At 62.0% G+C, this 10,919-nt stretch carries 12 protein-coding genes; 3 read left to right on the top strand and 9 right to left on the bottom strand.

Annotation, left to right across the window (positions count from 1 at the left end):
• Nucleotides 1-4 precede the first annotated feature (4 nt).
• The 4 genes from WH91_RS06600 to WH91_RS06585 all read right to left on the bottom strand — a co-directional run bounded on the left by WH91_RS06600 (nt 5) and on the right by WH91_RS06585 (nt 3,416).
• Nucleotides 5-784, bottom strand: coding sequence for a family 16 glycosylhydrolase (locus tag WH91_RS06600; RefSeq protein ID WP_046170203.1), 780 nt, complete (start codon nt 782-784; stop codon nt 5-7).
• Nucleotides 781-1,977 carry a polysaccharide biosynthesis/export family protein gene (locus WH91_RS06595; protein ID WP_046170202.1) on the bottom strand — a complete coding sequence of 399 codons (1,197 nt, stop codon included), beginning with the start codon at nt 1,975-1,977 and terminating at the stop codon, nt 781-783. Before WH91_RS06595 ends, WH91_RS06600 begins: the two co-directional genes overlap by 4 nt.
• A 233-nt stretch (nt 1,978-2,210) precedes the next feature.
• Nucleotides 2,211-2,840 (bottom strand): hypothetical protein, encoded by a 630-nt coding sequence (locus WH91_RS06590; RefSeq protein WP_143078075.1) that lies wholly within the window; start codon nt 2,838-2,840, stop codon nt 2,211-2,213.
• Between the two features lie 237 nt (nt 2,841-3,077).
• The gene (locus WH91_RS06585; protein ID WP_083416363.1) at nt 3,078-3,416 is read right to left on the bottom strand and encodes a YciI family protein; all 339 of its coding nucleotides are present in this window, start codon (nt 3,414-3,416) and stop codon (nt 3,078-3,080) included.
• Nucleotides 3,417-3,648: 232 nt separating this feature from the next.
• Here WH91_RS06585 and WH91_RS24170 point away from each other — a divergent pair, with 232 nt between their 5' ends.
• From WH91_RS24170 to WH91_RS06575, 3 genes are all read left to right on the top strand, one after another.
• On the top strand, nt 3,649-3,951 hold the full coding sequence (locus WH91_RS24170) for a hypothetical protein (RefSeq protein WP_074797379.1): 303 nt from the start codon (nt 3,649-3,651) through the stop codon (nt 3,949-3,951).
• A gap of 108 nt (nt 3,952-4,059) precedes the next feature.
• Nucleotides 4,060-4,806 (top strand): SDR family NAD(P)-dependent oxidoreductase, encoded by a 747-nt coding sequence (locus tag WH91_RS06580; protein ID WP_046170199.1) that lies wholly within the window; start codon nt 4,060-4,062, stop codon nt 4,804-4,806.
• Between the two features lie 57 nt (nt 4,807-4,863).
• Nucleotides 4,864-6,615, top strand: a complete 1,752-nt coding sequence (locus WH91_RS06575; protein ID WP_046170198.1) for an ABC transporter ATP-binding protein — start codon at nt 4,864-4,866, stop codon at nt 6,613-6,615.
• 236 nt (nt 6,616-6,851) lie between these two features.
• On the opposite strand, the gene cobM is transcribed toward WH91_RS06575, so the two are convergent.
• From cobM to WH91_RS06550, 5 genes are read right to left on the bottom strand one after another with little or no spacing between them, the layout of a single operon-like run.
• Complete coding sequence (gene cobM / locus WH91_RS06570) at nt 6,852-7,610, bottom strand: precorrin-4 C(11)-methyltransferase (protein WP_046170232.1); 759 nt, start codon at nt 7,608-7,610, stop codon at nt 6,852-6,854.
• Nucleotides 7,607-8,812 (bottom strand): bifunctional cobalt-precorrin-7 (C(5))-methyltransferase/cobalt-precorrin-6B (C(15))-methyltransferase, encoded by a 1,206-nt coding sequence (locus tag WH91_RS06565; protein ID WP_046170197.1) that lies wholly within the window; start codon nt 8,810-8,812, stop codon nt 7,607-7,609. Before WH91_RS06565 ends, cobM begins: the two co-directional genes overlap by 4 nt.
• Nucleotides 8,809-9,570, bottom strand: a complete 762-nt coding sequence (locus WH91_RS06560) for a precorrin-3B C(17)-methyltransferase (RefSeq protein ID WP_046170196.1) — start codon at nt 9,568-9,570, stop codon at nt 8,809-8,811. The genes WH91_RS06565 and WH91_RS06560 overlap by 4 nt, the downstream gene beginning before the upstream one ends.
• Entirely contained in the window at nt 9,567-10,289 is a 723-nt protein-coding gene (locus WH91_RS06555; protein ID WP_046170195.1) for a precorrin-2 C(20)-methyltransferase, read from the bottom strand. Before WH91_RS06555 ends, WH91_RS06560 begins: the two co-directional genes overlap by 4 nt.
• Nucleotides 10,286-10,918 (bottom strand): precorrin-8X methylmutase, encoded by a 633-nt coding sequence (locus WH91_RS06550; RefSeq protein ID WP_046170194.1) that lies wholly within the window; start codon nt 10,916-10,918, stop codon nt 10,286-10,288. The genes WH91_RS06555 and WH91_RS06550 overlap by 4 nt, the downstream gene beginning before the upstream one ends.
• Nucleotide 10,919 lies beyond the last annotated feature (1 nt).

Here is a 10,919-nt window from a genome sequence, read left to right as displayed (position 1 = left end):
GTCCTCAGTTCTGGCACAGGATGGAACCGTCGAAAGCGCAGCTTTCCCCGAGCGGGGTGAAGGCCACCCAGTCCACTTCAAGTGCGATAGGGGCTGTAACGGGAGTAAAGCTGCCCATCCAGTCGGTCAGCGTGTCGGAGCCCCACAGGCTGAAGAAAATACGCTGCGGATTGGTGGGGATGGTTTTTGGATCGTCCATGGTGCGGACCAGTGCGCCATCGATGTAGAAGCGTATGCTTCCCGGCTCCCAAGTGAAGGCATAGGTGATGAAATCAGCGTCCGATGGACCGGGCAAGGTATGCGACTGGCCGCCGCCGGTTGTGCCGTCGCCACTCTTGCCTTTGACGAATGTGGTGGTGTCGACCTGGGCGGTGTTGCGCAGCAGCACTTCGAAGTCGATCTCGTCATGCGGCTTGCTTTGCTGAGGTCCGATATAGGTGAAGAACGCTGCATTGAGCCCCGATCCGGACGGCGTCTTCATGCGCGTTTCATAGGTGCCATAGCCATAGGCTGTTCGGGTCTGGATTTCGCCACAACGATACTGCCGATCGCCCTTTGGAACAGGGGCGAAGCCGACCTTGAGCTGGCCACCGACAGCCTTGGTCTGGTCGGTGGACCATGTGCAGTTCTGGTGCGCGCCATTGCTCCAGCCATCGGAGACATACCAGCGCCCGGCATCGAGCGTGTCAAAGTCGTCGCGGAAGGCGGTACCTTGCGCAAAAGCCGGGCCCGACTGGGTCAATGCCAGCGCGCCCAATGTGAATAACAGGCGTCGTGCGTTCATGGTGTCAGCTCCACTCGCGCGACCACAACGTCGCCCGCTTCAATTGATGTGTTGAGGTCCGCAGCGACCTCTTCGCCATTGCGGACGATGCTGTAGGCGATGGTGGGAGCTGTTTGGCCTGCCACAGAAACTCCGGTGTAAAGCGCCGCCTCTTGCACCAAACCTTGTTGGGTAGCGATCTTGAGTTGGAGGGCCGCAATCTGGCCATCGACGGTCTGGCGCTCCAGCGACATGTCGGAAAGCCGTTGGTCGGTCAGCCGGGACTGTTCGCGCTCGGCCTCAGCGATATCCTGCTGGGCCTGCATGGTGGTGGTCTGGGTATCGAGCAGCCGGGATTCCAGGTCGGAGACACTGGTCTGTAGCGATGTGACGCGGGACGCCAGTGCAAGACCGTCGTCGGACAGTGCTGTGATCTTTTCGAGCTGGTCGCGTGCGCTGGCCAGCTGCGCTTCGGTGCCAGTCTGCTTTTGGCCAAAAGCCTCGATTTGCCGGTTGAGCAGAGACACCTGATCGGTCAGCGAGGTCGACTGCGCCTCAGCCTGTCGTCTCTGCGCTGACAGGATGGCGGTTTCGGACCCGACCAAGGCGCCCACATCCGGCGCGCCGTCCAGTTCGGGCGGCACGGCGATCTGCTCTAGTCCTGAAAGTTCCGCGTCGAGACGGGCCCGGCGGACCAGCAAACGGCGGTGTTCCTCCAGCAGAACGGTCAGCGCGCCCGATGTGGTGAGCATTTCCCGCTCCGGCCGGGCGACTGCTTCGGTGCTTCGGCGCTCGCCGCCGGCCAGCGCGATGGCTTTGACCACGGTGAGGTTAGGCGCGAATGGATATTCGCCCGGAGTTCCAACATCACCCGTCACATAGATCGGACCATAGGTGGATATTTCCACGGTTACCGTGGGGGCAGTGCTGAGGCCCAGGGTCTGCTGCAAGGTCGCGCCCAGCACAGCCGCCAGATCGCTGCTGGTCTTGCCGGCGCCTTCGATAGGGTTGAGCATGGGGAAATTGACCGTGCCGTCGGCCCCGACGACATATTCTCCGCTCAGCGCCGTCCATTCCTCAAAGGTGGAACTGCCGGCTTTCCATTGCACGACCTTGATCCGGAGCGTGTCGGATACACCCAGCTTGTAAGGCGACGCGGCCTGCGCCCCGCCCATCCAAACCATGCCAATGGCAAGGCCGAGTGCAAGACGCAATGTCGGTCGATTTCCTCGTGGGGTAGTCGCTGTCAAACACCCATCCTCGCTACTGATCGTCAGTGCGAGGATTGTTGATATCGATCACGCCCGCAATGGGGCGGCCAAATGGCAGGGTTCCGCCAAGTTAGGCGGACACTATCTATAAGTCATTGGAAATTATAAGTATTTCGTATGGAATAGAGACTTGCCACTCCGGTAAGAGCTGACATGCACGAGGCGGACAACTCGAACTAGATCCGGGGTACCCGGACCGAAAGGCTGCGGCGGACAAGCGCTCCCAAGGGCGCAAACCCAAGTGACGCGAGGCGACGGCGCTGCTGCGGCGACAGCGCGATCCAGACCAGCCCGCGCTCTCGATCATCGAGATCGCCGAACTCCCGTTGATGGATTTTGCTGCGGGTCTGGACCTCGAACACCTGTGCCTTGGTCTCTTCGCCGATCTGCACCAGGGTCATAAAGAGCTTTGCGGCCCAATGCGGAGATAGCTGCAGGTTGCGGTCGAAATAAACCGCGACCGGCTCCAGATCCGCGTCCACAAGCTGATCCTGGATGCGGCGGATGATGTCCTTGCACGTCTGCTGCTTGAGCCGGGCCGTAAGGCCATGAGCATAGGCCCGCGCCTCCTTTGGCCCCAATGGCTCGCCGTCGATATCGGCACTGATATTGTACCGGGCAACGCAATGCTCGCAAACCCACGCCACCTCCGTCCCACGAGTGACTTCATAGGTGACGCGCAAGGCATTGCGCCCGCAAAAACTGCAGGTGCTGTCAAGGCTGACGTCGTCCTTGATCTGCCAGGTGTAGCGCCATTGGTGGGGATCGCCGACATGCTCAAGCAACGTGTATCTGTATTGAACCAAAGCATACTCTCTCGGTGGCGGCGCCCTAGCAGTGGCTCCCAAACCAGGGTGCAGTCTGCGCGGCCAGCGTTACTCTTGAGCATGGATCGTCAGCAAATCGTCAAAACGATCCATGCGTTTGTAACGATCCCTATGTGAGCCAAATTCGTCCACAGCGTGGCGATGGTGAGGAGTGATCAAGGGCGGTAGGTGAGCCGACCGGAGACGGAATGAGCCCACCCGGTCGCCGAGGCTTTGTCAGAAGGTCATCACCGGGCGGACTTCAATCGCACCCAATCGGGCCATGGGAATATTCTTGGCAATCTCCATGGCTGCGTCGATATCGACTACATCGACAAGGATGAATCCGCCGATTATCTCTTTGCTCTCGGCAAACGGGCCGTCGGTTATCATTGCATCACCATCACGCACGCGGACGGTGCGCGCTGTCTCTGCGCCTTGCAGAGCTTCGGCGTGCACATACGCGCCGCGCTCGATGAGCGAATTGTCATAGGCCTGCGACTGCTCGCCCATCACAGCCCAGTCTTCCGGCTGCATTTTGTCGGCCAAGGTTTGGTCCACGATTACCAGGCACATGAATTTCACGGCTGCTTCCTTCCCAAAATGTCGATTCACTTTAAGAGCGGGCTAATTCCAGACTGAGTGCCCGTCGAGTTGTCTTTCGTATTGAGGCAACGAATGGCGCCGCCGATTTTCGACAACCGCCGCGGAAATATTGAGCGGGGCTCTCCCACCACCTGACGGAACCAACGGTGGCCCCACCCTTGATCGCCATCACCGCCAATATCGTCCCCTGCATCGGCTACTGATGGAAATCCACGGCCGCTATGGGCGACCCGTGTTGCTGGCGGAGACGGGTATCGAATTCGACGCCCGCCCGGCATGGCTGCGCTATGTTGCAGCAGAGGTAGAGCTGGCCCGCGCCAAGGGCGTGCCAATGGAGGGCCTATGCCTTTACCCCGTACTCAACCATTTCGGTTGGGACAGTAATCGCCCATGCCAGAACGGATTGCTTGAGCTCGGCGGTGGGGCGGCAGGCGAGCCATCTACCAGCCGTTCGCTGACGAATTGGCACGGCTGCAGGCGATTGACGGGGGTATCGGTGGTGTGAGGTCGATCGCAACTCTTCGGGGCCCAGCACAGGAACTTGCATAAACGCTCCATTGGACACGCCCCCTCCTCGAGGCTACCCTTGCTGCAGGGAGCGGGGAACAGTTTTATGAATGCTATCAACCTCAAGGATCAGGTCGCCGTGGTGACCGGGGGCGCGCAGGGCATTGGCTTTGCCATCGCTCAGCGGCTGATCGCCTCGGGCGCCAGGGTCAGCCTGTGGGACATGAATGCCGCGGCGCTGGCGCTGGCCGTAAACAGTCTCGGTCCGGACGCAACCAGCAAGCTGGTCGATATTACTGACCTGGCCGGCCTGGGCCGGGTCCATGCCGAGGTCGAGGCCGAGATCGGCCCGGTCTCGATTCTGGTCAATTCGGCCGGTGTGGCGGGGCAGAACGCCACGCTCGAGGATTATGATCCCGACGAATGGCGGCGCGTCGTCGAGATCAATCTCAACGGCACTTTCTACGTCAACAAGGTGGTCATCGCCTCGATGAAGGCCCGCAATTACGGTCGTATCGTCAATATTTCCTCGGTCGCAGGCAAGGAGGGCAATCCGAACCTCTCAGCCTATTCTGCCGCCAAGGCTGGTGTCATCGGCCTGACCAAGTCGCTCGGCAAGGAGCTCGCCAAATACGACATCGCGGTCAATGCCATCACTCCCGCAACCGCCAAGACGCGCATTCTTGATACCTTGACCAAGGAATTCATCGATTACATGCTGGTGCGCATCCCCCGCGGGCGCTTTCTCGAAGTCGATGAGGCCGCGGCCATGGTCGCCTGGCTGGTCAGCCGCGACAACAGTTTCACCACCGCCAGCGTATTCGACCTCTCGGGCGGACGAACCACCTATTGATAATCCTCCGCCTCCCGGCTACGGCCGGGAGCGTCCCAAGCCAAAGTCAGTGCCTTAATGCTCAAGCGGTTCTTTTCCTATTATCTGCCCTATAAGGGCCTGTTCCTGCTCGATTTCGGCTGTGCGGTTGTAGCCGGCCTGCTCGAACTGGCCTTTCCCCTGGCTGTCGCCTATTTCATCGATCAACTGCTGCCGCGCTCCGAATTTGGCCTCATCCTGATTGCCGGTGCTGCCTTGCTGGGCATCTATGTCATCACTGCGGCATTGACCGGCGTGGTCAATTACTTCGGCCACATGCTGGGCATCGGCATCGAAACCGACATGCGCCGGCAGGTCTTCGATCACCTGCAAAAGCTCAGCTTCCGCTTCTTCGACAACAACAAGACCGGGCACCTGATTACCCATGTCACCAAGGATCTCGAAGATGTCGGCGAAGTGGCACACCACGGCCCCGAGGACGTTTTCATCGCGGTGATGACCTTCATCGGCGCCTTCATCCTGATGTTCACGGTCAACTGGAAGCTGGCGCTGCTGACCACGCTGATCGTGCCGGTAATGACCGGACTGGTCAGCCGCTATGGCGCCCGGATGACGGAAAACTGGCGCAAGCTGTTCCGCCAGGTCGGCGACTTCAATACCCGCATCGAAGACGCCATCGGCGGCATTCGCGTCGTCAAGGCCTTTGCCAATGAGCCGCATGAAGCCAAGCTTTTCGCCCGCAATAACGATGCCTATCGCAGCACCAAGCTGCAGGCCTATGGCTACATGACAGCCAGCATCACCATCACCTATCTCAGCACGCGACTGGTGCAGCTTATCGTCATGCTGGTCGGCTCCTGGCTGGTGGTTCAGGGCGAGTTAAGCAATGGCGGCTTCGTCAGCTTCCTGCTGCTGGTCAACGTTTTCATGCGCCCGGTCGACAAGATCACCAGCGTGCTCGAAAGCTATCCCAAGGGCATTGCCGGCTTCCGCCGCTTCACCACGCTCATCGACACCGAGCCCGACATTGCCGACCGCAAGGATGCAGTGGTGGTGGATCACCTCAAGGGCGATATCGTGTTCAAGGACGCGGCTTTTTCCTATGAGGCGGGCCGCAAGGTGCTCGATGGCCTCAACCTTGTGGTCAAGGCGGGCGAGACCGTTGCCATCGTGGGGCCCTCCGGCGCCGGCAAGACCACGCTGTGCTCGCTGTTGCCGCGGTTTTATGAACTTGATGGCGGTACGATCACCGTGGACGGTATCGACATTCGCGACATGACGCAGAACTCGCTGCGCAGCCAGATCGGCATCGTGCAGCAGGACGTGTTCCTGTTCGGCGGCACCATTCGCGAGAACATCGCCTACGGCCAGCTCGGCGCCAACGACGAGGCGATCTGGGATGCGGCCAGGCGCGCCCGCTTCGACAGCGTCATCAAACGCCTGCCGGAAGGGCTCGACACCTTGGTCGGCGAACGCGGCGTCAAGCTCTCGGGCGGCCAGAAGCAGCGTGTCGCCATCGCCCGCATCTTCCTCAAGAACCCGCCGATCCTGATCCTCGACGAAGCCACCTCTGCTCTCGATACCGCCACCGAAGTCGCCATCCAGCGCTCGCTGGCCGAACTGTCGCAAGGCCGCACCACGCTGGTCATCGCCCATCGTCTCGCCACCATCCAGCACGCCGACCGCATCGTCGTCATCGACGAAACGGGGATTGTGGAGGAGGGCAGCCACGATGACCTGCTGGCCAAGGACGGGGCGTATGCAGTGCTGCACAAAGCGCAGTTTGGATACTTGGCGCCGGCCGAAGGCAAAATCACGCCAGTGGCGTGATTTTAGGAGCCAAGACCATGAGGGACACGCCCGAATGGCAGGCGGCATGAGGTTTTTGGATACCCCACTAATCTCCCCATGCTGAGGGAGACACTACGGCCTCCTCAAACGCCGCACGACCCCTCCCCCTCGACGGGGGAAGCTGGGTGGGGGCGCGAGAGCCCCAATATCAGGGCCAACGCCCCCCTCCCAGACCCTCCCCGCAAGTGGTAGGGTGTCGATTGAAAATCCTGCGCCTAAACCCGGTCCCGAAACCGCCGCTGATAGTCCGGGTCATACAATGAACTCTCCCGGAAATCCTCTGACCCCAGCCCGCGCCCGACGAAGATGATCGCAGTACGCTCAACCGGATCGGACGCAAACCGCGCCTCGATATCCGCCAACGTACCGCGGATGATCTTTTCATCCGGCCACGACGCATGAAACACCACGGCGACCGGACAATCAGCCCCATAGACATGCTTCAGTTCCCCCACCACCCGATCCAGCGCATGAATGGCCAAATGGATCGCCAACGTCGCCCCGGTCGCCCCAAAAGCAGCCAGCGTCTCCCGCTCCGGCATCGGCGAGGCGCGTCCGGAAACCCGTGTCAGCACCAGGCTCTGCGCAGTCGCAGGAATGGTCAGCTCGCGCCCCAGCGCGGCGGCCGCGGCGGCAAAAGCCGGCACACCGGGCGTCAGTGTGTAGGGGATGCCCAGTCGATCCAGCCGCCGCATCTGCTCCGCGACCGCGCTCCACACCGACAGATCACCCGAATGCAGCCGCGCCACATCCTCGCCGACCTCATGCGCGAGCACGTATTCAGCCTCGATCTCGTCCAGCGACATCGGCGCCGTATCGACCAGCCGCGTCCCAGTCTCACACCAGTCCAGCATCTCCACCGGCACGATCGACCCGGCATAAAGACACACCGGACAAGCCTGCAGCAACCGCATCCCTCGTACCGTAATCAGGTCCGCCGCGCCCGGCCCAGCGCCGATGAAATGAACGGTCATGGCTTGGTCCAGGCCCATTGCGTGATCGGCATGGCAGGGCGCCAGCCGGTCATGCTGCCGACCGCATCGGCGCGCGATATCGCGATGCGCGTCAGACTGCCGCCAACCTTTGAGTGTACCGAAATCAGTAGCGCCTCTAGTTCCAATGTCACTGCATTGACCACGATCCTACCGCCCGGACGCAGGGTGTTGATTGCGGTTTCGAGCACCCCATCGTCGGTGCCACCGCCGCCGATGAAGATGGCGTTGGGCGGCTCCAGTGCGTAGAGCGCTGTCGGAGCCTTGTCGATGATGAGGCGCAGGTCGGGCACGCCACAGGCCAGCATATTATTGACGATGCGGGTCGCGCGTTCAGGATTGGCCTCGATGGCAATGGCGCGCAGGCTTGGATCGGCCAGCATCCATTCGATAGCGATGGAGCCCGAGCCCGAGCCGATATCCCACAGCGTTTCGCCCCGGCGCGGCGCCAGCGCCGACAGGCTCAGCGCCCGGATTTCACGCTTGGTGATCTGGCCATCGTGCTCGAACAGGCTATCGTCCAGCCCCGGTGTCAGCGGCAAAATCCGCGCATTGGGCAGGGCGACGACACTGATGGCGACGACGTTGAGCGGGTTGATGCCGGTGAGCGCAAAGCTCATGGCGACATGGCTGCGCATGGTCTCTTCCGGCCCGCCGAGCGCCTCCAGCACCGTGACGATGGAGAGGCCAAAGCCGGTCTCTGCCAGCAGTTTGGCGATCGCCGCTGGGCCATGCTCGTCAGAGGTTAGCGCGATGATGCGCACACCCGCATGCAGATGTGGCCGCAAAAGCTCGATGGGCCGGCCGTGCAGAGACAGCGTCACCGCTTCCTGCAGCGGCCAGCCCAAAAGCGCGGCGGCCAGACTGAACGAGGAGGGGTGCGGATAAACCGTGATCTCGTCGGTCTTGATCTGTCGCGACAGCGTCGCGCCGACGCCGAAATGCATCGGATCGCCTGAGGCCAGCACGCAGACTGCCTTTCCGCGCAGCGCCAGGATAGCTTCGATCGACTGTGAAAACGGCGTCAGCCAGGGCCGGCTTTCACCCAGCGACAGGGCCGAAGCCAGCTCCAGATGGCGCGCGCCACCAAATACATAGTCGGCGTTGACCACGGCGCGCTTCGCCGCCTCGCCGAGCCCATCCACACCGTCTTCGCCGATGCCGACGATCGAGAGCCAGCTCATGGCGTGCGGCCGATCGAACGGGGCGAATAGACCAGTGGCGGCAGGCCGTCCCGCTCCACGATGCGCGTTTCAGGCGAGCCGATGATGACGCAGGTGGCCATGTCGGCGCGGGTCGGATCGGCCTCGGCCAAGGTCATGGTGCTGATCGCCTCATCGGATCGACCAGTGGCGCGGCCGAAGATTACCGGCGTTGACCACGGCAGCACTTCTCGCAGGATGGCAAAGGCCGCGCCGAGCTGATGCGGACGTGCCTTTGAAATGGGATTGTACAGCGCAATCACCAGCCCGGCACCGGCGACGGCACGTAGCCGGGACTCGATGACGGTCCATGGCTTGAGATTGTCGGATAGCGATATGGCGCAGAAATCATGCCCCAGCGGCGCGCCGACGCGGGCAGCGACGGCCAGCATGGCGGTAATGCCCGGCACGATGGTCAAGTCGACCTGGCGCCACGCTGGCGGGCCAGCCTCCAGCGCTTCGAGAACGGCGGCTGCCATGGCGAAGACGCCCGGATCGCCGCCCGATACGACGCAGACTTTTTCACCCGACGCGGCGGTATGCAGGGCATCCTTGGCGCGCGCCAGCTCTTCGCGATTATCCGACGCGACGCGGCGTTGGTCTGGACGCAGGGTGAGGCGGTCGAGATAAGGCCCATAGCCAAAGAACACATGGCTCGCCTCGATGGCAGCCAGCGCTTCCGGCGTCGTCTGCTCTGGATTGCCCGGACCCGTGCCGACGACAAACAGCCTGCCACTCATGGCCGCGTGCTCCAGCCAGGCACCAGCACGATGGCGAAATACGGCGCCACATCATCGGTCTTGTCGGCAAGCCGCATCGAGTGGCCATTGGCCATGGTGCCGCGCTCGACATAGACGGCGCTATCAAGCTTTCCGGCAGCCTCGATGGCGCGGCGGATTTTGGGAAGGTTGCGGCCTACCTTCATGATCACCGCACCATCACTGCCATTCAGCCGGTCGCGCAGCTCGATCTCGTCCAGCGTCCCCGGCAGCACGCTTAAAATATCGTCGCCCTGCACCAGCGGCAGTCCGGCCTGCGACCAGCAGCCCGACATCGCAGTAATACCGGGCACCACCTCAGTCGGATAGCGCTGCGACAGCCGCACATGGATATGCATATAGCTCCCATAAAACAGCGGATCGCCCTCGCTAAGAACCGCGACGGTTCGCCCGGCGTCGAGATGGGCGGCAACGCGTTCAGCGGCTTCTGTATAAAAGGCGCTGGTGGCCGATTTATAGTCGTCATGCCGCCGGTCGATTTCCGTCGTCACCGGATAGCCGAGCTGCTCCTCGATCTGCGTCGTGATCAGGCTGGCAACGATGCCACGGGCATTGCTGGAATTTCCCTGCTTGGCGAAATATGCGATAACATCGGCACGTTCGATGGCCCGCACCGCCTTGAGGGTCAGCAGTTCCGGATCGCCGGGCCCTGTCCCAACCCCGATGAGCTTGCCCGTCATATGCCCGACCTCGCCAACGCATTCAGCGCCGCGGCCGTCATGGCAGATCCACCCAGCCGGCCGCGCACTATCGCATAGGGCACATCATAAGAATGCTCCGCCAACGCCGCCTTGGACTCCGCCGCGCCGACAAAGCCCACCGGCATGCCAAGGATCGCCGCAGGCTTCGGCGCCCCATCGCGCAGCAGCTCCAGCAGAAAAAACAACGCCGTCGGCGCATTGCCAATCGCGACAACCGACCCCGCCAGCCTTGGCAGCCACAGGCGCAACGCCGCCGCCGAGCGCGTATTGCCGATCTCCGCAGCGATGACCGGCGTCTGCGCATCGCGCAGGGTGCAGATCACCTCATTCTCGGCCGGCAGGCGCGTCGCGGTTATGCCGCGCGCCACCATTTCCGCATCGCAAAAAATCGGTGCGCCACCCGCCATCGCCGCCTTTGCGGCATCGACAAAACCGGGACCAAATTCGAAATGCTCCGCCGCCTCGACCGAGCCCGCAGCATGGATCATCCGAACCGCAAGTTCCGCCTCGCCGGGCGAAAACCGGGCTAGATCGGCCTCGGCGCGAATGATGGCAAACGACTTCGCATAGATCGCGTCGCCATCCTTGATGTAGTCGTATTGAGGCATC

The sequence above is a fragment of the Devosia psychrophila genome (assembly GCF_000971275.1).
In the GTDB taxonomy this organism is placed as follows: Bacteria; Pseudomonadota; Alphaproteobacteria; order Rhizobiales; family Devosiaceae; genus Devosia; species Devosia psychrophila.
This window is presented reverse-complemented; position numbering and strand designations above follow the sequence as displayed.

Coding starts and splice junctions, on each gene's coding strand:
- cobM (WP_046170232.1), bottom strand. CDS start 7,610: ATGACCGTTCATTTCATCGGCGCTGGGCCGGGCGCGGCGGACCTGATT.
- WH91_RS06575 (WP_046170198.1), top strand. CDS start 4,864: ATGCTCAAGCGGTTCTTTTCCTATTATCTGCCCTATAAGGGCCTGTTC.
- WH91_RS06560 (WP_046170196.1), bottom strand. CDS start 9,570: ATGAGTGGCAGGCTGTTTGTCGTCGGCACGGGTCCGGGCAATCCAGAG.
- WH91_RS06580 (WP_046170199.1), top strand. CDS start 4,060: ATGAATGCTATCAACCTCAAGGATCAGGTCGCCGTGGTGACCGGGGGC.
- WH91_RS06600 (WP_046170203.1), bottom strand. CDS start 784: ATGAACGCACGACGCCTGTTATTCACATTGGGCGCGCTGGCATTGACC.
- WH91_RS24170 (WP_074797379.1), top strand. CDS start 3,649: ATGGAAATCCACGGCCGCTATGGGCGACCCGTGTTGCTGGCGGAGACG.
- WH91_RS06565 (WP_046170197.1), bottom strand. CDS start 8,812: ATGAGCTGGCTCTCGATCGTCGGCATCGGCGAAGACGGTGTGGATGGG.
- WH91_RS06585 (WP_083416363.1), bottom strand. CDS start 3,416: ATGTGCCTGGTAATCGTGGACCAAACCTTGGCCGACAAAATGCAGCCG.
- WH91_RS06555 (WP_046170195.1), bottom strand. CDS start 10,289: ATGACGGGCAAGCTCATCGGGGTTGGGACAGGGCCCGGCGATCCGGAA.
- WH91_RS06550 (WP_046170194.1), bottom strand. CDS start 10,918: ATGCCTCAATACGACTACATCAAGGATGGCGACGCGATCTATGCGAAG.